The organism is Aquamicrobium zhengzhouense, from assembly GCF_016124105.1.
Taxonomy (GTDB): Bacteria; Pseudomonadota; Alphaproteobacteria; order Rhizobiales; family Rhizobiaceae; genus Aerobium; species Aerobium zhengzhouense.
In genome coordinates this window covers 76,126-100,463 of the sequence record NZ_JADGMQ010000010.1, presented here as the reverse complement: position 1 = coordinate 100,463, position 24,338 = coordinate 76,126, and the positions used below count along the sequence as shown (strand labels likewise).

General features: G+C 59.4%; 24 protein-coding genes, 1 pseudogene and 1 riboswitch. Of the genes and pseudogenes, 14 read left to right on the top strand and 11 right to left on the bottom strand.

The window, feature by feature from the left end:
* Positions 1-13 precede the first annotated feature (13 nt).
* Positions 14-937: an amino acid ABC transporter substrate-binding protein gene (locus IOD40_RS14015; RefSeq protein WP_198477255.1), complete on the top strand. Its 924-nt coding sequence runs from the start codon at positions 14-16 to the stop codon at positions 935-937.
* Here the strand turns inward: IOD40_RS14015 and IOD40_RS14010 are convergent.
* Positions 904-1,074 carry a hypothetical protein gene (locus tag IOD40_RS14010; RefSeq protein ID WP_198477253.1) on the bottom strand — a complete coding sequence of 57 codons (171 nt, stop codon included), beginning with the start codon at positions 1,072-1,074 and terminating at the stop codon, positions 904-906. The two genes, IOD40_RS14015 and IOD40_RS14010, sit on opposite strands and share 34 nt — an antisense overlap.
* An 85-nt stretch (positions 1,075-1,159) precedes the next feature.
* Between IOD40_RS14010 and IOD40_RS14005 the strand changes: the two genes are divergently transcribed.
* The 6 genes from IOD40_RS14005 (at position 1,160) to IOD40_RS13980 (ending at position 8,121) form a co-directional block, all read left to right on the top strand.
* On the top strand, positions 1,160-2,263 hold the full coding sequence (locus tag IOD40_RS14005) for an ABC transporter ATP-binding protein (RefSeq protein WP_325099739.1): 1,104 nt from the start codon (positions 1,160-1,162) through the stop codon (positions 2,261-2,263).
* Positions 2,254-3,225, top strand: a complete 972-nt coding sequence (locus tag IOD40_RS14000) for an ABC transporter substrate-binding protein (protein WP_198477249.1) — start codon at positions 2,254-2,256, stop codon at positions 3,223-3,225. Before IOD40_RS14005 ends, IOD40_RS14000 begins: the two co-directional genes overlap by 10 nt.
* Before the next feature lie 22 nt (positions 3,226-3,247).
* The gene (locus tag IOD40_RS13995; RefSeq protein ID WP_198477321.1) at positions 3,248-4,972 is read left to right on the top strand and encodes an ABC transporter permease; all 1,725 of its coding nucleotides are present in this window, start codon (positions 3,248-3,250) and stop codon (positions 4,970-4,972) included.
* Positions 4,960-6,039, top strand: coding sequence for an MBL fold metallo-hydrolase (locus IOD40_RS13990; RefSeq protein ID WP_198477248.1), 1,080 nt, complete (start codon positions 4,960-4,962; stop codon positions 6,037-6,039). The genes IOD40_RS13995 and IOD40_RS13990 overlap by 13 nt, the downstream gene beginning before the upstream one ends.
* Positions 6,040-6,060: 21 nt before the next feature.
* On the top strand, positions 6,061-6,648 hold the full coding sequence (locus IOD40_RS13985) for a protein-tyrosine phosphatase family protein (RefSeq protein ID WP_198477247.1): 588 nt from the start codon (positions 6,061-6,063) through the stop codon (positions 6,646-6,648).
* A gap of 114 nt (positions 6,649-6,762) precedes the next feature.
* Positions 6,763-8,121 carry an NAD(P)/FAD-dependent oxidoreductase gene (locus IOD40_RS13980; protein WP_198477246.1) on the top strand — a complete coding sequence of 453 codons (1,359 nt, stop codon included), beginning with the start codon at positions 6,763-6,765 and terminating at the stop codon, positions 8,119-8,121.
* Here the strand turns inward: IOD40_RS13980 and iolB are convergent.
* The 9 genes from iolB to IOD40_RS13935 form a co-directional block, all read right to left on the bottom strand.
* On the bottom strand, positions 8,078-8,875 hold the full coding sequence (iolB, locus tag IOD40_RS13975) for a 5-deoxy-glucuronate isomerase (RefSeq protein ID WP_198477245.1): 798 nt from the start codon (positions 8,873-8,875) through the stop codon (positions 8,078-8,080). The genes IOD40_RS13980 and iolB overlap by 44 nt on opposite strands.
* Positions 8,868-9,077 carry a DUF3329 domain-containing protein gene (locus tag IOD40_RS13970; RefSeq protein WP_198477244.1) on the bottom strand — a complete coding sequence of 70 codons (210 nt, stop codon included), beginning with the start codon at positions 9,075-9,077 and terminating at the stop codon, positions 8,868-8,870. The genes iolB and IOD40_RS13970 overlap by 8 nt, the downstream gene beginning before the upstream one ends.
* 13 nt (positions 9,078-9,090) lie before the next feature.
* Complete coding sequence (gene iolE / locus IOD40_RS13965) at positions 9,091-9,990, bottom strand: myo-inosose-2 dehydratase (protein ID WP_198477243.1); 900 nt, start codon at positions 9,988-9,990, stop codon at positions 9,091-9,093.
* Between the two features lie 17 nt (positions 9,991-10,007).
* Positions 10,008-11,834 carry a 3D-(3,5/4)-trihydroxycyclohexane-1,2-dione acylhydrolase (decyclizing) gene (iolD, locus tag IOD40_RS13960; protein ID WP_198477241.1) on the bottom strand — a complete coding sequence of 609 codons (1,827 nt, stop codon included), beginning with the start codon at positions 11,832-11,834 and terminating at the stop codon, positions 10,008-10,010.
* Positions 11,831-13,750 carry a bifunctional 5-dehydro-2-deoxygluconokinase/5-dehydro-2-deoxyphosphogluconate aldolase gene (locus IOD40_RS13955; RefSeq protein WP_198477320.1) on the bottom strand — a complete coding sequence of 640 codons (1,920 nt, stop codon included), beginning with the start codon at positions 13,748-13,750 and terminating at the stop codon, positions 11,831-11,833. Before IOD40_RS13955 ends, iolD begins: the two co-directional genes overlap by 4 nt.
* Positions 13,747-14,526: an ATP-binding cassette domain-containing protein gene (locus IOD40_RS13950; RefSeq protein WP_198477239.1), complete on the bottom strand. Its 780-nt coding sequence runs from the start codon at positions 14,524-14,526 to the stop codon at positions 13,747-13,749. The genes IOD40_RS13955 and IOD40_RS13950 overlap by 4 nt, the downstream gene beginning before the upstream one ends.
* A 1-nt stretch (position 14,527) precedes the next feature.
* The gene (locus tag IOD40_RS13945) at positions 14,528-15,682 is read right to left on the bottom strand and encodes an ABC transporter permease (protein ID WP_198477238.1); all 1,155 of its coding nucleotides are present in this window, start codon (positions 15,680-15,682) and stop codon (positions 14,528-14,530) included.
* Between the two features lie 113 nt (positions 15,683-15,795).
* The gene (locus IOD40_RS13940) at positions 15,796-16,737 is read right to left on the bottom strand and encodes a sugar ABC transporter substrate-binding protein (protein ID WP_198477237.1); all 942 of its coding nucleotides are present in this window, start codon (positions 16,735-16,737) and stop codon (positions 15,796-15,798) included.
* 119 nt (positions 16,738-16,856) lie between these two features.
* A complete protein-coding gene (locus IOD40_RS13935; protein WP_198477236.1) occupies positions 16,857-17,681 on the bottom strand; it encodes a MurR/RpiR family transcriptional regulator in 825 nt (274 codons plus the stop codon).
* Between the two features lie 120 nt (positions 17,682-17,801).
* Here IOD40_RS13935 and iolG point away from each other — a divergent pair, with 120 nt between their 5' ends.
* From iolG to fghA, 6 genes and pseudogenes are all read left to right on the top strand, one after another.
* Positions 17,802-18,806 carry an inositol 2-dehydrogenase gene (gene iolG, locus IOD40_RS13930; RefSeq protein WP_198477235.1) on the top strand — a complete coding sequence of 335 codons (1,005 nt, stop codon included), beginning with the start codon at positions 17,802-17,804 and terminating at the stop codon, positions 18,804-18,806.
* A 2-nt stretch (positions 18,807-18,808) separates the two neighbouring features.
* Positions 18,809-19,918 carry a Gfo/Idh/MocA family protein gene (locus tag IOD40_RS13925; protein WP_198477234.1) on the top strand — a complete coding sequence of 370 codons (1,110 nt, stop codon included), beginning with the start codon at positions 18,809-18,811 and terminating at the stop codon, positions 19,916-19,918.
* A 129-nt stretch (positions 19,919-20,047) separates the two neighbouring features.
* Positions 20,048-21,175: an S-(hydroxymethyl)glutathione dehydrogenase/class III alcohol dehydrogenase gene (locus IOD40_RS13920; protein WP_198477233.1), complete on the top strand. Its 1,128-nt coding sequence runs from the start codon at positions 20,048-20,050 to the stop codon at positions 21,173-21,175.
* Between the two features lie 8 nt (positions 21,176-21,183).
* On the top strand, positions 21,184-21,642 hold the full coding sequence (locus IOD40_RS13915) for a YaiI/YqxD family protein (protein ID WP_198477232.1): 459 nt from the start codon (positions 21,184-21,186) through the stop codon (positions 21,640-21,642).
* A gap of 159 nt (positions 21,643-21,801) precedes the next feature.
* A pseudogene (locus tag IOD40_RS13910) lies at positions 21,802-22,014 on the top strand (DUF1345 domain-containing protein); the annotation flags it as partial.
* Between the two features lie 7 nt (positions 22,015-22,021).
* Positions 22,022-22,855 (top strand): S-formylglutathione hydrolase, encoded by an 834-nt coding sequence (gene fghA / locus IOD40_RS13905; protein ID WP_198477230.1) that lies wholly within the window; start codon positions 22,022-22,024, stop codon positions 22,853-22,855.
* Positions 22,856-22,902: 47 nt separating this feature from the next.
* On the opposite strand, the gene IOD40_RS13900 is transcribed toward fghA, so the two are convergent.
* Positions 22,903-23,244, bottom strand: a complete 342-nt coding sequence (locus IOD40_RS13900; protein WP_198477228.1) for a hypothetical protein — start codon at positions 23,242-23,244, stop codon at positions 22,903-22,905.
* Between the two features lie 119 nt (positions 23,245-23,363).
* Positions 23,364-23,466: riboswitch (TPP riboswitch) on the top strand.
* 122 nt (positions 23,467-23,588) lie between these two features.
* Between IOD40_RS13900 and IOD40_RS13895 the strand changes: the two genes are divergently transcribed.
* Complete coding sequence (locus IOD40_RS13895) at positions 23,589-24,332, top strand: ABC transporter permease (RefSeq protein WP_198477227.1); 744 nt, start codon at positions 23,589-23,591, stop codon at positions 24,330-24,332.
* The last annotated feature ends 6 nt before the right edge of the window (positions 24,333-24,338 follow it).

Genomic DNA, 24,338 nt, shown 5'->3' with positions numbered 1-24,338 from the left:
CGGATAGGGATTTATGAACACTTATACGGCACGCTGGAATGATCTGATTTTGGGGGCGCAGGTGAGAAAACTGAAATTCGCGGCACTCGTAGGTGGGATGCTGACGACCTTTTTGCCTAACGTCGCCGGTGCTGACGTATTGGCTCGTCTTGGCGATTCAGGGGTCTTGCGCGCAGGTACCAGAGTGGATGCCGCTCCATTTGGTTTCATGGACGAAACTCAGCGACCCGCCGGCTTTTCAGTGGATTTGCTTGAGCGCATCCGTGCTGCCGTTGAGGCAAAGCACGGCCGGCCTATCGAACTGGAGCTTACGGTCGTAACGCCGAGCAATCGGATCAAGATGATCGAGGAGAGACAACTCGACATCGTTTGCGAGATCGCTACCCCGACATGGGAGCGTGAGGCCGTCGTTGATTTCTCGATCCCGTTTTTCCGTGATGGAACACGCGTTCTGGCTTTTCGAGAGACCCTGAAAGAAAAGCCGGCGCTTAAGGACATGATCATCGGGATTGCCCAGGGCACGACTACCGGCCAGATCCTTACAGACGCTCTGCCGGGGGTGGAGACACGCACTTATGCCTCGATGGACCAAGCTTTCGATGCCCTGCGAAAGGGAGAGATCGATGGTGTGGCCAATGTGGGCATTATCCTGCTGGGTTTGTCCAGACAGTTGACGCCCGACCAGAGCGTCGTCCTCCTTCCGAGGATCGAGCCTCTTGGAAGCGAGGCGATGGCATGTATCCTGCCGCAAGACGACAGCGCATGGCGCGACTTCATCAATGCGATCATCGTTGACCTGCTTCGCGGTCTTGGAGACTACCGGGGCGATTATATGCAGCTTTACGACAAATGGTTCGGTCGTGATGGCGTCCTGACCTATCCGATCGACAGGACCACGCGTGACTATCTCTTGCGCGGCGACATCTGGGCGCAATAGGGCGCCGCGCCGCGCGCAGCTACACGTCGCAGCTTGATGCCGGTGGCGGCTGCGATCACACCCATGCGCGCTTCCCGCTGAGGATTGTCGTAAAACTTCAATCGTACCGTTACGCAGTTGTCATCAAAGCCCGTCATTTCCTCGCCCAGACGAAATGTCGGGTGAAGATTTATGACAAGTGCAAGCCTGCTGGATGTAAGCAAGTCGTACGGTAGGACCCCCGTGCTGCAGAACATCAACCTGAAAATCAATTCAGGTGAGTTCCTGGCGGTTCTTGGCCCTTCAGGCTGCGGAAAGACAACGCTGCTGCGCGTGCTTGCGGGTTTCGAAGCGCCGAGCGCGGGTGAAGTTCAGCTTGGCGATCAGACTGTCGCAGCTCACGGCCTTATGGTGCCGCCAGAAAAGCGTGGCGTTGGCATCGTCTTCCAGAACTACGCACTGTGGCCGCACATGTCGGTCGCCGAAAATGTCGGCTACGCGTTAAAGGTGGCGCGTCTGCCGCGGCCCATTCGCGAGGAGCGCGTTGGTGAGGCGCTCGCGACCGTGGATCTGGCCGCCTTTGCAGAGCGGCGCCCCGCAGATCTCTCGGGGGGGCAACGTCAGCGCGTCGCGCTCGCTCGCTGCCTGGCAGCCCGCAACAATCTTGTTCTGCTTGATGAGCCGCTTGCTAACCTTGACGTGCATCTGCGCGCGACGATGGAGGAAGAATTCCGACGTTTCCATCGCGAAAGCGGGGCAACGCTTGTTTACATCACCCATGACCAGTCCGAGGCAATGGCGCTGGCGGATCGTGTCGCGGTCATGGACAAAGGTCGCATCCTGCAATGCGCCAGCCCTCGCCAGCTTTACCGGGAGCCTGCGAGCGCGACTGTCGCGTCGTTCATCGGTGACGGGCTTCTGTTCCCGGTTGAAAATGTTCGCCCGGAACATGCCGGCCGGGTTCGGGCCACGCTCCTGGGTGTCGAGGTTGCTCTGCGGGCTGAGGCGGCGCAGGGACCCGTGCCTATGGCAATCGCGACCTGTCATCCGAGCAATCTTCGCCTCAGCGGTCCGAACGAGGCGAACGGGCTGGATGTCGTCATCACAAGCCGGGTTTACCGAGGTGGCCGCTGGTCGTTCGAGATCCGACCGCATGCCGATCCTTCGCTGACCTACACAATTGACCTGCCGGATCACGGTGGATCGCTGCCTCAACCCGGCGAAGACGCCCGGGTCGCGTTCGATGACCTTTGGCTTCTCCCTGAAGGTCAGGGAACGCAGTTCGACTTCACCAAAACCAATCAATCCTCCCCAACAGACCAAAAGAAAGTGTTCCAATGCGTCTGATCACCTCCACCGTTTTCGCGCTTCTTCTGGGGTCGTCCGCGCTTCACGCGGAGACCACGCTGATGCTGTACACCTCGCAGTCGCCGGAAGTGGCGCAGCAGACCGTCGACGCCTTCCACGCCAAGCACCCCGACATCAAGGTCGAGTGGACCCGTAACGGCACCTCGCAGCTGATGAACATCATGAGCGCCGAGCGGGAAGCTGGCGGCATCAAGGCCGACATCCTGCTGATCGCTGATCCGATCAATCTGGGCATGCTCAAGCGTGACGGGGTCCTTCTGCCATGGCCGGAAGCGCCGGTCGAAGGCGTCAATAGCCAGGTCTACGACAAGGACTTCACCTTCTTCGGCACCAAGCTGTCGACCACGGGTATTGTCTACAACACGCAGAACGCGAAGCCGGTGACGAGCTACGCCGAGCTGTTGGTTGACGAGAACGCCGGCCAGATCGCGGCTCCTAGCCCGCTTTATTCGGGCGCTGCCCTCGTTCACATGCACTCGGTGCTTCAGGACGAGAAGCTGGGCTGGTCCTACTACGAACGTCTTGCTGAGCTCGACATTGCACCTGAAGGCGGCAACGGCCCAGTCCTGAAGGCAGTCGCTGGCGGCCAGATGAAGTACGGCATCAACATCGACGCCGACGTTCTGCGCGCCAAGCGTGCCGGCTCGCCGGTTGAGTTCGTCTACCCGGCCGAAGGCGCAAGCTACTTCGCCGAGCCGGTCGCCATCGTCAACGGCACCGAGAAGGCTGAAGCCGCGAAGGCATTTGTCGCCTTCGTTCTCTCGAAGGAAGGTCAGGAACTGGCTGCCTCGCAGGGCTACATCCCGGTTCTGGAAGGCGTTGCCGCTCCTGAGGGCATGCCGTCGCTGTCCGAAATCAAGCTCATGCCTCTCGACGCCGACGCAGCCGTCGCTGCCGACGAAGTCGAGCGGGCGAAGTTCATCGACATTTTCGGCGGTTAATCCCTTGCCCTTATCTGCTTCCATGCCTGCGCAGCGCCACCGAGAGGTGGCGCTGTCAGTCTTCTCCCGGTTCACCGGTCAGAACGCTGTCCTCGTGCTCCTCACGCTTCTGGTCGGCACAATTGCCGTCGCGCCGCTCGGTCGCCTCGCGCTTTCAGCGCTGTTCGATGGCGATGGCTTTGCGGTTGAGCGCCTGACCAAGCTGTTCTCGCGACCCCAGACCAGCGCCGCTCTCGTCAACACGCTGATCATCGCGACCTTGTCGACCATCGCCTCGCTGGTCATCGGTGTCGTGTTCGCCGTCGTGATGGTCTTCACCGACCTGAAGCACAAGTCGGCTCTCGTATTCGCCTTCGTCCTGCCGCTCATGATCCCGCCGCAGGTCACTGCCATGGCGTGGATTCAAGCCTTCTCCCCGTCGAGCCCTGTGCTTGGCATGCTGGGAATGGCAATGGAGCCCGGCAGCAGGCATCCGCTCTATTCCATGACGGGCATGGTTCTCCTGCTTGGCGTCTATAATGCGCCGCTGGTCTACCTGTCGCTGCAGGCAAGCCTTCGCCGTCTGCCGCTTAACCTCGCTGAGGCTGCACGTGCGGCTGGTGCGAGCCCTGCGCGAACCGTCTTCACCGTCCTTTTGCCTCTGGCGCGTGGCGGCATTCTCGCCGCAGCGAGCCTCTCCTTTGTCTCCGCCATTGGCAATTTCGGCATTCAGGCCATGCTGGGCATTCCGGGCCGCGTCCCGACGCTGATGACGCAGATCTATCAGCAGGTGAACAATATCGGGCCCTCGGCACTGCCGAACATGGCGATGCTGTCGATCGTGCTCGTCGCGCTGACCGTCACGGCCGTTCTGATGGCCAACTGGGCTGCAAGCCGCGCTGACACGCGAATTGATCTTGGCACCAATCGGCTGACCGTCGCGCTCGGCGTATACACATGGCCGGTCATGAGCCTCCTTTGGGGCTACATGATCGTCTCGCTGCTCCTGCCGCTCTCGGCTCTCGTGCAAACCTCGCTGGTGCCAGCTTTCGGCCTCTCGCTTTCGGCCGAAACTTTTACGCTCAAGAACTACACTGCAGCTTTGTTCAACCAGCCGATCCTGCGGGATGCGCTCAAGACGTCGCTGTGGCTGACGTCCGTCAGCGTCGTGATCTTGACCGTGATCGCCGTTCTGCTCGGCTACTTCCTGACCTGGCGCAAGGGACCGCTGGTGCGCGTGCTGCAATTCTGCACTGACGCAGCCTATGCATTGCCGGGCGTGTCGCTGGGTGTCGCGCTGATCCTGATCTTCCTGCGTCCGCTGCCGATCTTCGACGTCTCGCTCTACGGCACAGCCTGGATCATCCTCATCGCCTATGTCGCCGGCTTCTTCGCGCTTGCACTGCGGCCAGTCCTTTCGGGCTATCAGCAGATCGATCGCAACCTTGAAGAAGCAGCGCAGGTTGCTGGCGCGAGCTGGGGCCGCCGCATGGTCGAGATCATCTTCCCGCTGGTCGCACCTGCGGCAACGGCAAGTGCCATCCTCGTCTTCATGAGCGCAATCAACGAGATCCAGACGTCGATCATGCTGATCTCGTCCTCGGCTCGCACGCTCGGCCCGATGATCATCTTCCTCGAAGATGGTGGCGCATCGACGCTGGCCGCAGCGGTGGGCTGCCTCATGGTGCTCGGCATCCTCGCGATCATGCTCATCACCAGCATGTTCTCGCGCTACCTGCCGGAAAGGGTTTTGCCATGGCAGTTCTGACAAGTGTCAGCGGTCTGAATGGCAAGCTGCCGGCCGCTTTCGTGCTCGAACTTCGCGGAAAGCGCATTCTGCTCGACCTAGGTGAAGGTCCAGAGCCCGGCGTGCGCCCGGATGCGACCAAGCTTTGCCGCATCGACGCGATCTTCCTGTCGCATGCGCATGGCGATCATGTTGGCTCAATGGACCTCTGGGAGAGCCTGGGCTCTCCTCCAGTCTACGCCAGCGCTGCCACCTTCCGGGGACTTGTGCCGCAAGGCATCAACCTGCCGGACGCTGCGTGCCATGCGCTGCAACTCGTTGGTGCGGTCGAGATCATCGGTATTCCGTTCACAGTCGGAAGGTCGGGTCACGCGATTGGCGGTCTGTGGCTGCATACGCCAGACGATGGCGGCATTCTTTACATGGGTGACTGGAGCCGCGAGACCACGATCCTTGCCTTCGATACACCGCCCAAAGCTGCAGCCGTCATCACCGATGTCAGCTATTGCGATCGCCCGCAGACTTTGGCCGAGCAGATCGATGACTTGGCGAAGGATGCGCCGGCAGGTGCGGTTCTACCCGTTCCACAGATGGGGCGAGGAACCGAACTTGCACTCCGTCTGACCGAAGCTGGCCGAAAGGTTGCTGTTTGCCCTGTCGTCGCCAGCGAAATCCGCATGCTGGCTAGCGACCGCGAAGGTCATGTCAGTGATGCGACGCGCGAAGCTCTGACGCAGCTTATGCCGCGTCTTGGCCGTGCGGCTGAAGCGGAAGCCGACCGGCTGATCGTCGTTGTGGAAGCAGATCATCGCGAAAGTATGCTGCCCTCGCTGGTGCAGGCGAAAGGCCGTCACTTCATCCTCACCGGTCACGTCGCCGCAAACTCGCTTGGCGATATCTTGCTGCAACAAAAGCGTGCCTCGCGCATGCCCTGGAATGTGCATCCACCGCGCGGTTGCAACCTTTGGCTCGCGGATGCTGTCGGCGCGGAACGCGTCTTGCCGGCCTTCGGTGCGATCGCTGATGCACCGCATCTGGCTGCCGGGCTTGGCGCTCGGCTCTCTCTCTCATCCCCTCTCGCGCTCTAAGCGCCCCTCCAAGGAAGTAATATGTTCCACATTCAGGAAAGCGACCTCGAAGTCGCTGAAAACGAGAAGTCCGTTGCCGTTCCGGTGCACGAAGTCACCCACGCTGACGGCCGCAAGGCCATGCTCTATGTCGGCAATCAGGCTGCGGCCTGTAATTCAGATACGCTGCTTGCGCTGAACATCACGTCGACGCTGAACGTGTCGGTCAACATCATCGTGCCGGCAATGCAGCTTGCCGACGGCACGAATGTTCGCCGCGCCAATGTCGGCCTCATCGATGGCAACGGCAATCCGGCCTCTTACCTTGCGGGTGCAGTGCTTACGCTGCATGGTCTTCTCAATCAGGCGAGCCCCGGCAAGACGCATTATCCTGCGCATCGCTATGGCAACGTGCTGGTCAATTGCCGTGGCGGGCGCTCGCGCTCGGTCACCGTGCTTGGCCTTTACATGCACCTGACGGCTCCGGATCAGTGGCCGACTTTGGCCTCCGCCATCGACCACATCCGCGCCCTTCGCGGCAATGCGGCGCACTATCCGCTGCAGCCGATGATCGACATGGCCGAGCGCCTGGTTGACGAGGGTTCGTTGGCAAAGCTCCTGAAGATTTAAGGAGCAACCACATCCTGTCGTAGGGAACAATCTCGCTCCCAGCCGCTTGAACCTGGCAAGAGAAGCGTCAATATTGTGGGCCTGTGCGCTCGCAGATGCGGAAGGTGCGGGTTCATGAATGAGGGTGTAGCTCATCCAGTTCGCGAAGATGCTGAAGCAGTCGTGATTGTTGGAGCCGGTTTTGGCGGTCTGGAGACCGCCAAATATCTTGGCGAAGCCGGCGTGCCGGTCATCCTGATCGATCGAAACAACCATCATCTGTTTCAGCCCCTCCTTTATCAGGTCGCGACAGCAGCGCTGTCAGCTCCCGACATCGCAGAGCCAATTCGCAAGGTCTTGCGCCGCTATCCGTCTCTTCGGGTCGTTTATGGCGAAGTGATCGGCGTGGACAAGGATGCAAGGCGCGTCGAGCTTACCGACGGAAGGTCTATCTCCTATTCCCACCTCGTGATCGCGGCGGGAAGTGTACCGTTCTACTTCGGCAATGACAGTTGGGCGCAGTTCGCGCCCGGCCTGAAAACCATTGAGGATGCACGGCTTATACGGTCGCGTCTTTTGCTCGCCTTCGAGCGAGCTGAACAGGAGGAAGATCCGCAGGAACGGCGTCGATTGATGACATTTGTCATCATTGGCGGTGGCCCCACTGGCGTTGAACTTGCCGGATCAATTGCGGAGCTATCGCGGCACACGCTTGTGCGCGATTTCCGAAATATTTCACCTCAGGAAGCGCGCATCATACTGGCCGAGGGCGGGCCTCGCTTGCTTGGCGGTTTCAGGGAATCGCTCTCTGAATATGCGCGGCTACGTCTGCTTCGCCTCGGAGTTGAGGTTCGCACAAACGCCTCGGTCAAACATATCAGCGACGACCATGTCGTTCTCAATGATGAGGTCTTGCCAACCGGTTTGTCGCTTTGGGCGGCGGGGGTCGGTTCATCGCCCTTGGGAAAAGCTCTGGGTGTCCCGCTTGATCGTCATGGGCGGGTCATTGTCCGTCCCGATCTCTCCGTGGGCGGCTACAATGATCTCTACGTCATAGGCGATCTCGCCCACCTTGTAGACGAAGAGGGTAAGCCGCTGCCAGGTCTGGCACAGGTGGCGAAGCAGCAGGGGGCTCACCTTGGCAAACATCTGCCAGCGTCGATCAAAAACGGGACGCGGGTCCCGGACTTCAAATATAACAGCCGGGGCAATACCGCGATCGTCGGCCGGCACGCAGCCGTATTCGAGGGCGAACGCGTACATTTCAGCGGCTGGGTTGCCTGGATGCTATGGGCGCTGGTGCACGTCTACCTGCTGGTCGGCTTCCAGAACAGGATGTCAGTGTCCCTCAGCTGGCTATGGCGCTACCTCACCTATGACAGAGGCGCGCGGATGATCTATCCGATCCCTGCAGACCTGCGAAACGCTACGCAGTCTGAAACCCCGGTCGTTATGGCGCGTGAACGATCCAGTCATGGTCAGGATGGTTCTTGAACCGCCATTTGCGCAGCGGGCCGGCCATCACGTTCAGATAGTACATTTCGTAGCCGTACGGTGCCCCGCATGGATGGTGCCCCTTGGGGACAAGGACCACATCGCCATCTGAAACCGCCATCGTCTCATCCAGCGAGCCGTCTTCGGTGAAGACACGCTGAACGCCGAACCCCTGTGAGGGGTTCAGGCGATGATAGTAGGTCTCTTCGAGATACGTCATATTGGGATAATCATCCTCATCATGCCGGTGCGGCGGGTAAGAGGACCAGTTTCCGGCAGGCGTGAATACCTCGGTGACAAGAAGGCTGTCGGCGACATCCTTGTCTTCCATGGCGATAGGATGGATGAACCGTGTGTTTGCGCCCTTGCCGCGCTCTTCAAAGCCGATGTCGGCGATGATCGATGCAGGCCGGCCACCTTTGCCCGGCGCGGAGCAGACGGCGAGTGTACATTCGGTTTCGGCAAATGCTTGCCATTTCGCGCCGCTCGGGACGTATAGGCAATGCGGCTTGAGGCGTTCGAAAACGCTCATGCGTTCACCCATGAGACCAAAATCCTGGCCCGCCGCAGACAACTTGGCCTTGCCCTCAACCAGCACGAGGATGACTTCACGATCGCCGGTTATTTCGGCTGCTTTTTCTCCCGGTTTCAGGCGGTAAAGCCCGAAGCCAACATAGCCCCACCCCGCGCTTTCGGGCGTGATGTCATGAATCTTGCCGCTCGATCCGCGTGGTTTGACAAGAAGCTCAGCCATCCCGTCCGCCCTTTTCGTGTGAGTTCCTGTAATTGATGAGCAAGGCCCAAGTGCAAAAAGAGCCGATGGCTCCGAAAATAAGCGCCCAGAGATCTTCACCCATCGCGAATTCGAATGCTGCCCAGGTAAAGGCGAGGATCACGATTGCGACGCGCACCCATAAGGGTTGGAAGAATGGGTGTTCAGTGTCGAGAATGCGCATCCAGATGTTCCTGTCAGGCAGGGTCCAGCCCCGTGGTCTTGGCCATTTGCCGAAGAGCGCGCAGTCCCATTGACTGGTAGGTAACGGGATCGCGAACCTCCGGATCTTGCTCTGCTTCGATCACCAGCCAGCCTGAATAATTGTGGTCGGCAGCGACTTTCAGAACCGGCTCGAAATCGACCGCGCCTTCCGGATCGCCTGGAACGGTGAACACGCCCCGACGCACGCCTTCGAGGAAGCTGAGCCCTTGTTTGCGCACCTGCTCCATGATGTCGGCGCGAACGTTCTTGGCGTGAATATGTGCAACGCGGCCCATATGACGCTTTGCCAGTGCCTCCGGATCTCCACCCCCAAAATAGGCATGGCCGGTGTCCAGTAGCAGACGGGTGGAAGGCCCCGTCAACTCCATCAGACGGTCGATTTCGGCTTCAGCCTCGATGATCGTGCCCATATGGTGATGATAAACGAGCTTGATGCCCTGGTCTTCGCAATAGCGAGCAAGCTCCTCAAGGGCAGCCGCGAATGCCGGCCACTGATCTTCGGAAAGCCTGGGTCGATGGTTGAGGGCGGTGGCGTCGTTGCCATGGATCGCGTTCGAACATTCGCAGACGATGCAGACGCTTGAACCCATGGCCTTTAGAAGGTCCAGATGCGGCTGAATAGCGAGCTTTTCGTCTTCTGCCGTGCGCGTGAGCAGGTTCAGCGAATGCCAGCCCGAGACGAAGCGCAGCCCGTAGGGGTCCAAAACCGCCTTCAATGCCTCTGGCTCGGTCGGAAATTTATGGCCCTTTTCGATGCCGTCGAAGCCGATCTCGCTGGCTTGTTGAAGACAGGTCCCTAACGAGATGTGCTGGCCAAGGGTCTGGTCGTCGTCATTTGACCAGGCGATGGGATTGGTGCCGTAGAGGATCATGTCTGGCTCTCAGTCCTTCAAATTGCCTGACGGCGAACGAGCGCCGCCTCATAATTCTCGCGGGCAGCTTTGACCTCGGGCCGCGCGGAGACCTCGGGAACGGCGACGTCCCACCAATGTCCGCCTGCTTCTGTGGTCTTCATCGGGTCGGTGTCGATGACGATCACATGGCTGCGCTCCGAATTCCTCGCGCGCTGCAACGCCGCTTCAAGCTCTGATATTGAACCGACCTTTTCGGAGATCGCGCCCATCGACCCAGCGTGGGCGACGAAGTCGATCTGGCTTGGAGCAACGTGACGTGCAGTATCAAGGAGGTTGTTGAAGCTTTCGCCGCCTGTCGCAATCTGGAGCCGGTTGATGCAGCCAAAACCACGATTGTCGAGCAGAACGACGATCAGCTTGTGGCCGAGCATGACCGATGTCGCCAGTTCCGAGTTCATCATCATGTAGGAGCCGTCGCCCACCATGACGATGACCTCCCGGTCTGGATGAGCCATCTTCGCGCCGATGCCACCGGCTATCTCGTACCCCATGGTCGAGAAACCATATTCGAGGTGATAGCCGTTAGGGCGCGAGGCCTTCCAAAGCTTGTGCAATTCGCCCGGCAAGCCACCAGCGGCGCAGAGTACGATCGCATTTTCATCGACGCTGCGTTGCACCGCCCCGATCACATGGGCGTCAGAAGGAAGGGTATTGTCTCCGGGATTGGCCGTGGCTTCGTCAACGACAGCGAGCCAGTCCTCACGCAATGAGGGATTCACCTGCGCAGCAGCATAGCCATCGAGCAGTGCATCAAGCTCTTCGAGCACCGCTCTGGCGTCACCGACGACACCGAACGCCCCATGCTTTTGCGCATCGAACGGCTCGATATTGATCGCGACGACCTTTCGTTCCGGGTTCGCAAACAGCGCCCATGACCCGGTCGTAAAATCCTGGAAGCGGGTGCCGATGCCAATCACCAGGTCGGCTTCAGTTGCAATTGCGTTGGCCGCGGATGAACCGGTGACGCCAACAGATCCGAAATTCAGGGGATGATCCCAAGGTAGAGCAGATTTTCCGGCCTGCGTCTCTGAAACAGGAAGCTTATACTTCTCAGCAAAAGCTTTCAGCGCGTCAGTTGCACCGGAGTAGAGAACACCGCCACCTGCAATGATGAGCGGGCGCTTTGCCTCTCGGATAAGCTTCGATGCCTGTTCAAGCTCTTCCCTATCTGCCCGGGGCCTGCGCTGATGCCAGATCTTCTCCGCGAAAAAATCCTGAGGCCAGCCAAAGGCCTCTGCCTGAACATCCTGGCAGAAGGAGAGGGTGACGGGCCCGCAGCGTGCGGGGTCTGTCAAGGTCAGCATCGCGCGGGGAAGTGCGCTCAGGAGATGCTCAGGCCGGGAAATGCGGTCGAAATAGCGGCTGACCGGCTTGAAGCAATCATTGGCCGAGACGATGCCGTCATCAAAATCCTCGACCTGTTGCAGCACGGGGTCGGGAGCGCGGTTGGCAAACACATCGCCCGGAATGAACAGGACTGGCAGGCGATTGACGTGGGCCAATGCGGCCGCTGTCACAAGGTTCAGCGCTCCGGGACCAATGGATGTGGTGACGGCCATTGCTTGGGCGCGGTTCTTGGCTTTGGCAAAGGCAATTGCTGCGTGAGCCATGCTCTGTTCGTTGTGTCCGCGCCAGGTCGGGAAAGTATCGCCGGCCTGCTGCAGCGCTTCACCAATCCCGGCGACGTTGCCATGGCCGAAGATGGCCCAGCATCCCGGGATCAGCATATCTCCGTCGCCGTTCTTCTGTGCGGCCAGATAGCGGACCATCGCCTGTGCCGCCGTCAGTCTGATTGTCGTCATGCTGCCTCCCTGTCAGCTGCGGCAAGCGCTTGGTCCCAACGTGCGCAAAGATCGGCGTAAACGCCAGCCATCTCTGCGACTGCCGCGGCATCATCGATGTTGCCAGCAAGCCACTTTTTCGCTGCGGCCTGAAATATCGATCTTCCCACGGCAAAGCCTTTTACCAAAGGAAAGCGTGCTGCCTGGCGGAAAGAAGCATCGAGTGCATCCACCTCCGCTTCGAGCCCCAGGACCACGATCCCCCGCGTGAGCGGATCATTTCGCTCGATGGCGGCGCACGCATTCGCCCAAGCCGCCTGGGAAGTCATCGGCTCCAATTTCCACCAATCCGGATAAACACCAAGGTCGTAGAAGCGCTGGATGATCGACGCGGTAATCTTGTCATCGACCGGACCCACCTTGGACGGGATCACTTCCAAAAGGAATTCAAGATTGTTCCGGCGGGCTGCGTCAGCGACGCGCAGCACGGTCTCTTCCTGCTGGCGCTTCATGGCATCGTCATCGTCCGGGTGGTAGAAGCACAGAACCTTGACGACGTGTTCTGAAGGCCATTCGGCGAGGTCAGAGCCGAAATCGGGCCCGATCTCGAGACGCAGTGGCCGTGAGCCCGGTTCTTCTACCGGCCGGCCGATCCATAGACCTTGTCCAGCGGCTCGAAACAGCGCCTCTGTTCCCAGCCTCCCGTCACAAAGGAGGCCGTAGCCTTCGTTGCCGCCGGCAACCTGAAGAACTGCTTCGAGACACAATTGCTTGAACTCAGCGATCTTGTCCCGGGAAGCTCCCGCAGCCTCGGCAAGATCCTCCAGCTGCTTACGGTGATCAAATGCGAAGACCCGCATGATCGGCCAGGCGCCCTTGCGGGTGGTTGACCAATGCCGCTGCTCGAGTTCGTCATCGAGGCGCAGCGCGGGGTTCTTGATCCCTCGCGACAAGAAGAACTGCAGTTCGTTCCAGCTGGGGTAGGCGGGCGCGCAGCCATGGCGCGAGACTGCAAAGGCGCCGCACGCGTTCGCGTATTTCAACGCGGTCGACCAATCCTCGCCGTCCAGCCACCCTTTGAGGAGGCCGGACATGAAGCCATCACCAGCACCCAGCACATTGAAGACCTCGATGGGGAAGCCCTGTCCGGACAGTCCTTCATCGAGCGTGTCCGGGATCTCGCCGGTAAAGGCAGACGCCCCCATCGGCCCGCGCTTGCAGACGAGAACGGCGTCCGACACGGTCCGCACTGCGCGCAAAGCAGCGATGGTGTCAGTCGTCCCTCCGGCAATATGGAACTCTTCTTCCGTGCCGACGATCAAGTCGAAGAGATGCAGGGTGGACTGCAGTTTTTTCGTAACGGCGGCAGATTCAATGAACCGGTTCTCGCCATCACCGTGGCCGGAGAGGCCCCAAAGATTGGGTCGGTAGTCGATATCGAGGGCGGTCCGGGCTCCTGCGTCGCGACCAAGACGGAGCGCCTTGATGACGGCAGCTTCGGTCCGTGGGTGAGACAGATGGGTGCCGGTCGCGACGACGCATCGTGCCAAGCCGATGAAAGCAGGGTCGATATCGTCTTCGCACAGCGCCATGTCGGCGCAATTTTCGCGATAGAAGATCAGTGGAAACTGCTTCTGATCTCGAATGCCAAGAAGCACCAGAGCGGTCAGGCGCTCAGGATCGGTGACGATGCCTCGTGTATCGACCCCTTCGGCCGCCAGCTGTTCGAGCAGGAAGCGGCCCATATGTTCGTCGCCGACCCGCGTGATCAGGGCGGACTTCAGCCCAAGACGCGCGGTGCCAACCGCCATGTTTGTCGGAGAGCCGCCAACATATTTGTTGAAGGATCGCATATCCTCCAATCGGCCGCCGACCTGTGCCCCGTACAGATCGACGGAGGATCGGCCAATTGTTATGACATCAAGCTTCTTCATCAGACTGTTCCGCCCAGCGACCCCTCAAGGGCTGCCAGCTCCTGGCCGCCAGCCATCATGTCCTGCAATTCTTCCGGTTGAATCTCGCCTCGCTTTGCCGTTCCAAGTGTCCGGCCGCGATTGAGCACGGTAAAACGGTCACCGACTGCCATAGCGTGGCGCACATTGTGGGTGATGAAGACGATACCGATCCCGTTCTTGCGCACCTTGTCGATGGTGGCGAGAACGTTGGCGGTCTGTCGCACGCCAAGTGCCGAAGTTGGCTCGTCGAGGATCAGGACCTTAGCGCCGAAATAGACAGCTCTTGCTATAGCGACCGTCTGCCGCTCTCCGCCAGAGAGCGTTCCGACCGCCTGATCCGGCGAGCGCAGGCGTATGCCCATTTTCGCCATTTCCTCCAGGGTGACGGCATTTGCCCTGTCAAAATCAAACAGTTGAAGCGGGCCAAATTTGCGGACCGGCTCCCGGCCCATCCAGAAGTTCCGCGTCACCGACATGAGAGGGATCATCGCCAGATCCTGGTACACGGTGGCGACCCCTGCCTCCATCGCGTCGCGGGGGCTTGAGAAGGTGACCTCCTCGCCGTCGATCAGGATTTTGCCCTTGGTGGGTTTGTGGACGCCTGACATCGTCTTGATGAAAGTCGATTTACCCGCGCCATTGTCTCCAAGAAGGCAGTGGCACTCGCCAGGAAGAACCGAGACCGAAACGCCAGCGAGGGCGATGACCGGGCCGAAATGCTTCTGGATGTCGATGAGCTCGATCAGAGGCTTGGTCATTTCAACGCTCTCCCGTGATCATGCGTCGGATGTAGGTGTTCAAAATGACGGCCATCAGAAGGATAACGCCGAGGAACACGCGGAAGAGTGAACTCTCCACACCGGCAAAGAACAGGCCTTGCTGGACAACTCCGAAGATGAGGGCGCCGAGGGCTGCTCCAATGACCGAGCCGTAGCCACCGGTGAGCAGGGCGCCACCGATGACAACGGATATGATGGCTTCAAACTCCTTGAGGAGCCCGCGATCGGCTGCGGCAGAGCCGAACTCCATCACCTGACAAGTTGCAAAGACGGTCGCGCAGAATGCCGAGAACATGAACATCAGGATCTTTACGCGGTTCACCGGGACACCGACGTAGCGGGCGGCCTGCGCGTCTCCGCCAGATGCAAAGATCCAGTTGCCGAAGCGTGTCCGTGTGAGAAGAATGTGCGCGAAAGCGATCAACACCAAGGCCCAGACTATGAGCATCGGCACGCCCTCGATGACCGGCTGCCCGGCGCGCGGACCTGCCACGAACTTGCCGATGAGACCGATATCGGCCAGCCAAACGAAGAGGAAGCCGAGGATTTTCCCGCCGAACAGCCACGCGATAGGATCTCCTGCTGCAACCTCGCTAACGCCACCGATGATGGTCTGGCGGGTTGTGGCAATGGATCCGTAGATCGTCAGACCGCGAAGCACATAGAGGAAGGCGAGGGTGACGATGAAGGAAGGCAGCCCGGTCTTGATGACCAGATAGCCATTGAGCGCGCCGATCGCGACTGCGATTGCGAACGCAACGATGATCGCAAACCACACGGGATAGCCCCAGGTGACGGACATCAACGCGATGACGACACCAGAGAAGCCAATCATCGAGCCTACCGACAAATCGAACTCGCCGGCGATCATCAGCAGGCAGGCTCCGACCGCGATAATCGCAAACTGTGCTGAAACCACGCCCCAGTTGAGAATGCCCTGCGGCGCGAACATGCCGGTTCCCCGGGCGATGATCAGAAAAAATGAGAAGACGAGGATGGTGCCGCAAATAGCCCCCAGTTCGGGGCGAACCAGCGATTTGCGCCACGCGGACATTTCCTTGACGCGCTCATCTTTCACAAGATTTGCCGGGCCTGTTGGGGCGACAGTCTGGGATCGTGGAGTGCTCTCTGACATCAGTGATCTCCGGAAAATAGGCGTGCCTGGTCACTCGCGAAGTGCGCATTTCTGCCGAGTACTGGGTACGATTGGGGGGAGAGGCGGCTCGAGAGCCTCTCCCTTGCGAGCCGTTACCGGTATTGGCCGGCGTGTTTTTCGACGAGCTCGATATTGTCTTTGGTCACGAAGCCCGGGCCGGAGTTAATCGAGTTGCCGGGCACCACGCCGTAACGCGCGAGATTGGTCAGGATCACGACGGGTAGATAGCCCTGAAGGAATGGCTGCTGGTCGATCGCGAAGGCAACAACGTCGCTTTTAATGGCAGCAGCAATTTCAGAGGAGATGTCAAAGGTGCCGAAATGGATGGTACCCGCCTGCCCGTTTTCGTTGAGGGCGGCGATCGTAGGCTCAGCGGATGTCGGTCCAAGCGTGAGGATGCCGTTAGTATCCGGGTTGGTCTGCAGATAGGCCATCACCTTCGACTTGATCTCCGCCGGGTCCTGGCCTGCGTCGATCATCTGGTTGCCCAGTTCAACGCCGAGTGCTTCAGCATAACCCTGGCAGCGCTCTACAGAGGCGGGATTGGTGATGTAGTGATTGACGCATAAAAACTTGGTGACACCGGCAGCCTTTGCTTTCTCGCCTGCACCAAAACCCGCGGCCTTCTCAGGCTGCCCGACATGCATCAGCGCGCCGATTTCCTTGGACTGTTCCTCGGTGCCAGAATTGATCGTGATGACCGGGATGCCCATGGCCACAGCGTTGCCTAGCGGGCCGGACAGAACGTCGAAATCGGCAATCGTAGAGATAATGCCGTCGGGGCTCGATGCGGCGGCCTGTTCGATGATGCGGGCCATATCTGCAAGGTCGCCGGTCGGCGGATTGCGGTACTCGACCGTCACGCCCATCTGCTCTCCGGCAACGTTGATGGCGTTCTTGATCGTGTTCCACCAGCTGTCGCTGTCAGGCGCGTGGCTGACAAGGACGAAGCGCTCACCCTCGGCCGAAGCAGGCGACGCAGCGCCGGCAAAGATGGCAAGCGAAGCTGCCAGCGTAAGAATGGACTTTTTCATTTGCTCCTCCCTCTGAAGATCACGGGTGCCGCCACGCATCGTTGCCGATGTCCTCTCGTGACTACCGTAAGCAGAACGTATATTCCATTTTGGGGGATTTGCAATAGTGTTGTTCTATATTAAAGAAGCCGGCGCCGCGCCCCCACTGCGACTGACAGGGTCATTGCCAGCGTCATGGTCGCTGCAAGGACGCGGAAATTTCCGACGTCAATTTCCGATACAAGCAAATGCAACGCATCAAGAGCCGCCAGAGGGCTTGTGGGGAGATCCGTAATGGCCACGATTTCCACACCGCGTTGCGCGGCAGCTTCCGCAAGGGCGACAGTGTCAGCCGTGTAAGGGGCAAAGGTGATGGCGATTAGCGCATCGCCTTCGCCAAGCATGTGATGTTGCGTCAAATTCCCGACACCGCTGTGCAAGATGGCCGGGATGCTCATCTTCTCGAATGCGTAAGCAAGATAGCTTGCAACGGGAAAGGTCCGTCGCAGTCCGACAATATGGATCGTTCGAGCCCCCGCAAGGACAGTCACCGCCTTGCGCAAAAGCTCCGGATCGACTGAACGCGCAAGGTTTTCAATGGAGGATCGGCCAGCCTCTGAGAACTCCGCCAGGAGGCCGGAAGGCGTCTCGCCGCCGCCATTTCGCAGGCTCGCAAGTCGCGTCGTGTAGTCGGGCCACTTTTGCGAATATTCTTCGCGGTAGAGCTTTTGCATCTGGGAATAGCCGGAAAAGCCCATCTCCTGGCAAAAGCGCATCAATGCTGAGGCCGGTACCTGTGCTCTCGCAGCTATATCTGCAACTGTGGCGAAGGCGATCTTGTCCGGATTCGCCGCCACATATTCGGCGCACTGCTTGAGCCGCTTCGGCAAGGTTCCGCCGACCCGACGCAATCGCTCTTCAAATTCGGCGAGGTTTCTTGGAGCTGGGATTCCGTCTGTCGGCATGCTGGTACCTTGACATGATCTACTTTCCCTGATTTTGGAATATTCATTCTGTTAGCGCAAGCGTGCCGGGATCGATTGCCCCGATGATGCACAGTGTTGGACAGGAACAGGGAGGAAATCGTGAGCATCAGATTTGCACTTCTGGGCGCAGGCCGTATCGGGCGCGTTCATGCGAAAGCCATTGCGGCCAATCCAGACGCGACTCTTGTGGCGGTTGCGGATCCATTCAAGGAAGCTGCCGACGCGATCATCAGCAGGTTCGGCGGCGAGGCCAGAACGGTGGAGGAGATCGAGACGGCTGGCGATATTGATGCGGTGGTAATCTGCACACCCACGGATACGCACGCTGATCTCATCGAGAAATTTGCACGGGCCGGGAAGTCGATCTTCTGCGAGAAGCCCGTGGATTTGACGATTGAGCGCGTGCGCCAGTGCCTCCAGACGGTGGAGGAGACCGACGCAACCTTGATGATCGGGTTCAATCGCCGCTTTGACCCGCACTTTCGCGCTGTGCGCCGCGCGATCGACGACGGGCGCATCGGTAATGTTGAAATGATTCAGATCGTCTCGCGCGACCCAGGGCCGCCGCCTGCCAATTACATCACGTCATCTGGCGGCATTTTCCGCGATATGACCATTCACGACTTCGACATGGCACGGTTTCTCCTCGGCGAAGAGCCGGACACTGTCTTTGCCACCGCCTCCGTCCTGGTTGATCCGCAAATTGGCGAACTCGGAGATTTCGACAGTGCTTCTGTCACGCTGGCGACCGCTTCCGGAAAGCACTGCACCATCTCGAATTCACGCCGCGCTGCATATGGCTATGACCAACGTGTCGAGGTGCATGGCTCGTTGGGCTCGGTGGCCGCAGAAAATCAACGTCCCGTTTCCATCGAAGTGGCGACGAGCGCCGGTTACGAGCGGCCGCCGCTGCACGACTTTTTCATGACCCGGTACACCGAAGCTTACGCAGCCGAAATCGCATCTTTCATTGCCTCGGTTAAGGCAGGGAAGAAGCCGTCACCATCCGGGGCAGATGGCCTTGCGGCTCTCCTGCTGGCGGAAGCTGCGCTCAAGTCTGTGAACGAGGGAAGGGCGGTGCGGCTCGAGGAAATCGGAGGCTGACGGTGGCGAGCGTCGGGATTGGTCTCATTGGCACCGGCTTCATGGGAAAATGCCATGCGCTGGCCTATGGCGCAGTGAGGGCGGTGTTCGGCGATGTTCCGACGCCGCGGCTCGAGCTTTTGTGCGAGATGCCGCGGGACAAGGCAGAGGCGATGGCCGACCAGTTTGGCTTTGCCCGCGTGACGGATGATTGGCAAAATGTCGTCTCTGATCCCGCTGTCGACATTGTCTGTATCACGACACCAAACAAGCTGCATGCCCAGATCGCCATCGCGGCTCTTGAAGCAGGCAAGCACGTCCATTGTGAAAAGCCGATGGCACTCACGTTGGAGGACGCCGAGGCAATGGCTGCCGCAGCCCGGGGTTCTGCTGGGAAGACGATAGTCGGCTATAATTACATCCGAAATCCCGCATTCCAGCATGTCAGGAAGCTGATCGAGGAGGGTGCAATCGGCCGCCCGATCCACTTCCGCGGATTTGTCGACGAAGATTATCAGGCAGACCCGGACCTGCCCTGGACATGGCGGGCAACGAAAGCGGAAGCTGGACTGGGGGCGCTGGGTGATCTCGGCTGCCATATGATCAGCATGGCGGTCGAGCTTATGGGCAAAGTTCGCAGTGTGATCGGCGATGTCCGCACCGTTCATGCAACTCGACCTTCAGCTGAGGACGGGATGCACAGGCCGGTCGAGAACGAAGATATCGCCTCCGCAATCCTTGAATTTGACAACGGAGTTCAAGGGGTCTTTTCGACGTCGCGCTCTGCCTGGGGGCGGAAAAACTACATGGCCGTGGAGGTGCATGGCACGCAAGGCATGATCTGCTTTGACCAGGAGCGGATGAACGAACTACGTCTGTACCAGAACTCCGGCGGCAACACGCAGGGTTTTCGCACGATCCTGACCGGGCCGTCTCATGATCCCTACGGACATTTCGTCCCGGCTCCAGGCCATCAACTGGGCTTCAATGATTTGAAAACGATCGAAGCCGCCAGTTTCTTGCGGGCGATAGCGGATAAAGCAGATGCCTATCCCTCATTTGCCGATGCCCTGCACTTCGAGCGGGTCATTCACGCGATCGCGGCCTCATACGGCAATCGCATTTCCATCTGAAATTAACACCTGCCGGTCGCCACTTTGGACAGTCGGTAGACTTTTGGGCTATGGCAGACCTGCCTTCGATGCGGGTAGGCTTAGACAACCCAATTTCAGGATTCGGTCCCTTCGGACGAGGAGTTGATTATGAAGACACGTGCCGCCGTTGCCGTTGCTGCTGGCAAGCCGCTGGAGATCATGGAAGTCGATCTTGAAGGTCCGCGCGAGGGCGAGGTCCTGGTCGAGATCAAGGCGACCGGCATTTGCCATACAGACGAATTCACTCTGTCGGGCGCTGACCCGGAAGGTATCTTCCCGGCGATTCTTGGCCATGAGGGCGCAGGCGTTGTCGTCGACGTTGGTCCGGGTGTGACTTCGCTGAAGAAGGGTGACCACGTCATCCCGCTCTATACTCCAGAGTGCCGCCAGTGCCCGTCGTGCCTGTCGCAGAAGACCAACCTTTGCACCGCGATCCGCGCCACCCAGGGGCAGGGCTTGATGCCCGATGGCACCAGCCGCTTCTCGATCGGCAAGGACAAGATCTTCCACTATATGGGCTGCTCGACCTTCGCGAACCACACGGTTCTGCCTGAGATCGCCCTGGCCAAGGTCAATCCGGACGCCCCGTTTGACAAGATCTGCTACATCGGCTGCGGCGTGACGACCGGCATCGGTGCCGTCTTCAACACGGCAAAGGTCGAGATTGGCGCAACTGCGGCCGTGTTTGGTCTTGGCGGCATTGGTCTTAACGTTATTCAGGGCCTCAGGCTCGCTGGCGCCGACATGATCATCGGCGTCGACATCAATAACGACAAGAAGGAATGGGGCGAGCGCTTCGGCATGACCCATTTCGTCAACCCGACCGAGATTGATGGAGACGTCGTCCAGCACATCGTCAACATGACGAAGCGCGGCGCGGATCAGATTGGCGGCGCTGACTACACCTTCGATTGCACGGGCAACGTGAAGGTCATGCGCCAGGCGTTGGAATGCGCCCACCGTGGTTGGGGTGAGTCGATCGTCATCGGTGTCGCGGGTGCTGGTCAGGAAATCTCCACGCGTCCGTTCCAGCTGGTCACGGGTCGTACCTGGAAGGGCACAGCATTTGGCGGAGCACGCGGCCGTACCGACGTTCCGAAGATTGTTGACTGGTACATGGAGGGCAAGATTCAGATCGATCCGATGATCACCCACACCATGCCGCTGGAAGACATCAACAAGGGCTTTGACCTGATGAACTCGGGCAAGTCGATCCGTTCGGTGGTGATCTACTGATCGGATAAATGACCGCTATTTACATCGATGCGGATGCATGTCCGGTGAAAGACGAGGCGGCGAAAGTCGCCGCCCGTCATCAGTTGGTTGTCACCTTCGTGTCGAACGGTGGTTTGCGGCCCTCTCGCGATCCGATGGTGCGCCATGTGGTGGTACCAGCTGGAGCAGATGCCGCAGACGACTGGATCGTAGATCATGCAGCTGAGAACGATGTAGCCGTGACTGCCGATATTCCGTTGGCAGCGAGGCTTATCGAAAAGGGCGTGCATGTGCTTGGCCCATCAGGCCGCGCATTTACGCCGAACACGATAGGAATGGCGGTTGCGATGCGGGATCTGAAGCAGCATCTGCGTGAAACCGGTGAGATCAAGGGATACAATCCCGGCTTCTCGGCGCGGGATCGTTCAGCATTCCTGTCCGCTCTCGATCAGATCGTCAGAAGGGCTATGAGATCCAGCAAGGAATGATGACGAGAGGCAGGCACGGACCCTTCTATGCCGCGACACTCGCGGCTGTTACCGCTAGCGTAAGTGCTGCGGCCGTCCCGCCTCTCAACGTTCTGATCCTTGCCTCAAACGCCTTCTTCGCAACCTATATCGTGACATCGGCGCGATGGGCACTCGACGCGGGGTCTGAAGTTCCCAGGTCATGCGACACCGGGAGGCGCCGATTCCGTCTACTATCCGTTCGTAATCGGAATGTGCGCGCAGACGTCAGACATCGAAGTCTCGTCGTCAAAGATACGGCCCAGCGTGCTCGTGCACAGCGTCGTCTCCTTTTTCTTCAACACCGTCCTGGTGGCTGCGGCGGTCAACGCAGCAGTTACCCTGAGCAATTGAGGTAGTCATGAAAACCGTTTCCACAGCAAAATCCTTCGGCGGCACCCAGGGCGTTTACACCCACACGTCTGAAGTCTGCGCCTGTGACATGACCTTTGCAGTGTTTGTCCCGCCACAGGCCAAGAACGGCAAGGTTCCGGTGCTTTGGTACCTGTCTGGTCTGACCTGCACCCATGCAAACGTCATGGAGAAGGGCGAATATCGCCGTATGGCGGCAGAGCTGGGGCTGATCATCGTTTGCCCCGACACGAGCCCTCGTGGCGACGACGTCGCCGACGAGGCGGACAACTGGCAGTTCGGCAAGGGCGCCGGCTTTTACGTCGACGCGACGCAGGAGCCCTACGCCAAGAACTACCGGATGTACTCCTACATCACCAAGGAACTGCCGGCGCTCATCGAAAAGGAATTTCCGGCAGATATGAGCCGGCAGGGCATTTTCGGTCACTCGATGGGTGGACATGGTGCTATGACGATCGCGCTGAAGCACCCTGACACGTTCAAGTCGTGCTCGGCGTTTGCACCGATTGTTGAGCCGTCGACGGCCGGTTGGTCAAAGGGCGCGTTTGAGCGATATCTCGGCGCTGATGAGACGAACTGGCGCGCTTATGATGCCTGCGCTCTCGTTAAGGATGGAAAAAGTTTCCCCGAGTTTCTGATCGATCAGGGGCAGGCAGACAGCTTCCTTGATGAGGGGCTACGTCCATGGCTGTTTGAGGAAGCCGTTAAGGGAACAGACATCAAGCTGACGCTGCGCATGCAGGAAGGGTACGACCACTCTTACTATTTCATCTCGACCTTCATGGACGACCATCTGCGCTGGCACGCAGAGCGTCTCGGCTAAGACAGGCCCATCAGAGCACCCGCACCCCTTGCTGCGGGTGCTCTTCCTCAGTCCGTATCCAGATGCAGCTTATGCAGGATACGATGCACGATCGGCGCGAAGATCACGCTGAACGCGGCAAGGAAAAACAGGTTGGCGTATAGTCCGAACATCGCGGCAAACAGGCGCCCGGCGTAGGTCTCGGGGAACTGGATCAGGCCCAGACCCGCAAGAATGTGAGCGGCGCTCAGGATCGCCTCATCAAAGCTGTAGCCTTCAATCAAGGCAAACCCCGCGGAACCGGCGAGCACGGACAGTGCCATGATCGCGACGACGCAGCCTACGTGCTTGCCAACGCGCCACACGAACCGTTCGAACGAGATCAGGCGCGAAGAAGAGGGTTCGTACAATCTCTATCCTTTCGTAGCGGAAGAAACCGAGGCGGCAGCCAAATCTGGGGTCGTGAGTAGCTGGTTCTGTCCCGCGGGGGAAGGCTGCTTGACTTTGCCCGGCACCCCAACTAGCTGTTGCGTATTCCGAGGGGAGCGCCGCACGGCGCTGAGATGGCAGTGAGCTGGACCCTTGAACCTGATCCGGATCATGCCGGCGTAGGAACGGAAAAATGGCTCAAGGCCGCAATTCCCATTACCTCGCGCAAAACCGGATCTCCGTGATGAAAGTCGGGAGATCGCCAATGCAGTTCACTCACTACAAGATACGCCAGAGAAACCGCGCAAATCGCTGAGCGATTAAAATGCGCAGTATTGGACGGTTGGCGCGCGCGCTGTTGCCGCTTTTGCTCGGCTGGCAAGCCCTTGTGTGGTTGCTGACGCCGCCCCGCTACATTTTGCCCGGGCCCCTGGATGTGCTTGCCGCCGCTCACCGGCAGGGCGAGTGGTTGCTATCCAATACGCTCGTCACCCTCAGCGAGATCGCGATCGGCTTTCTGGCTGGGGCGGGAGCGGGCATTGTAACCGCCCTTACCGTGGTCGCACTTCCTCGCCTGGGACGTCTGGTCTGGCCCATCGTTCTCGTCCTGCAGGCGTTTCCGGTCTTTGTTCTCGCACCTTTGCTGGTGTTGTGGTTCGGCTTCGGTTTGGTCTCGAAGGTGGTGATGACGGCGCTCATCATTTTCTTTCCCGTCGCGTCGTCCTTTGCAGACGGGCTTCGACGAATTCCTCAGGAGCTACTCGATGCCACCGCGCTTACCGAGGCATCGATGTGGCAGGCATTCGTCTATGTGCGAATTCCGCTGGCAATGCCCTCGCTCGTCTCAGGTTTGCGAGTTGCTGCGCCCCTCGCGCCCCTTGGTGCCGTCATCGGCGAATGGGTCGGGGCCTCTGCAGGACTGGGCTTTGTAATGGTTCAGGCCAACGCCAGGATGCAAACCGACATCGTCTTCGCCGCGATGGCAATCGTGGCGATCTTAACCCTCTTGCTGCGGGCTGCTGTCGACATGGCTGCACCCGCGCTCGTCCCGTGGTCGCGCGAGCAATGAGGTTCT

Excerpts from the sequence above, each read along its gene's own strand:
- iolB (WP_198477245.1), bottom strand. The coding sequence starts at position 8,875 with ATGGCTGAGCTTCTTGTCAAACCACGCGGATCGAGCGGCAAGATTCAT.
- fghA (WP_198477230.1), top strand. The coding sequence starts at position 22,022 with ATGAAAACCGTTTCCACAGCAAAATCCTTCGGCGGCACCCAGGGCGTT.
- IOD40_RS13935 (WP_198477236.1), bottom strand. The coding sequence starts at position 17,681 with ATGCCGACAGACGGAATCCCAGCTCCAAGAAACCTCGCCGAATTTGAA.
- IOD40_RS13915 (WP_198477232.1), top strand. The coding sequence starts at position 21,184 with ATGACCGCTATTTACATCGATGCGGATGCATGTCCGGTGAAAGACGAG.
- IOD40_RS13945 (WP_198477238.1), bottom strand. The coding sequence starts at position 15,682 with ATGTCAGAGAGCACTCCACGATCCCAGACTGTCGCCCCAACAGGCCCG.
- IOD40_RS13970 (WP_198477244.1), bottom strand. The coding sequence starts at position 9,077 with ATGCGCATTCTCGACACTGAACACCCATTCTTCCAACCCTTATGGGTG.
- IOD40_RS13980 (WP_198477246.1), top strand. The coding sequence starts at position 6,763 with ATGAATGAGGGTGTAGCTCATCCAGTTCGCGAAGATGCTGAAGCAGTC.
- iolE (WP_198477243.1), bottom strand. The coding sequence starts at position 9,990 with ATGATCCTCTACGGCACCAATCCCATCGCCTGGTCAAATGACGACGAC.
- IOD40_RS14010 (WP_198477253.1), bottom strand. The coding sequence starts at position 1,074 with ATGACGGGCTTTGATGACAACTGCGTAACGGTACGATTGAAGTTTTAC.
- IOD40_RS13995 (WP_198477321.1), top strand. The coding sequence starts at position 3,248 with ATGCCTGCGCAGCGCCACCGAGAGGTGGCGCTGTCAGTCTTCTCCCGG.
- iolD (WP_198477241.1), bottom strand. The coding sequence starts at position 11,834 with ATGACGACAATCAGACTGACGGCGGCACAGGCGATGGTCCGCTATCTG.
- IOD40_RS13950 (WP_198477239.1), bottom strand. The coding sequence starts at position 14,526 with ATGACCAAGCCTCTGATCGAGCTCATCGACATCCAGAAGCATTTCGGC.
- IOD40_RS13920 (WP_198477233.1), top strand. The coding sequence starts at position 20,048 with ATGAAGACACGTGCCGCCGTTGCCGTTGCTGCTGGCAAGCCGCTGGAG.
- IOD40_RS13895 (WP_198477227.1), top strand. The coding sequence starts at position 23,589 with ATGCGCAGTATTGGACGGTTGGCGCGCGCGCTGTTGCCGCTTTTGCTC.
- IOD40_RS13985 (WP_198477247.1), top strand. The coding sequence starts at position 6,061 with ATGTTCCACATTCAGGAAAGCGACCTCGAAGTCGCTGAAAACGAGAAG.
- IOD40_RS13990 (WP_198477248.1), top strand. The coding sequence starts at position 4,960 with ATGGCAGTTCTGACAAGTGTCAGCGGTCTGAATGGCAAGCTGCCGGCC.
- IOD40_RS14015 (WP_198477255.1), top strand. The coding sequence starts at position 14 with ATGAACACTTATACGGCACGCTGGAATGATCTGATTTTGGGGGCGCAG.
- IOD40_RS14000 (WP_198477249.1), top strand. The coding sequence starts at position 2,254 with ATGCGTCTGATCACCTCCACCGTTTTCGCGCTTCTTCTGGGGTCGTCC.
- IOD40_RS13940 (WP_198477237.1), bottom strand. The coding sequence starts at position 16,737 with ATGAAAAAGTCCATTCTTACGCTGGCAGCTTCGCTTGCCATCTTTGCC.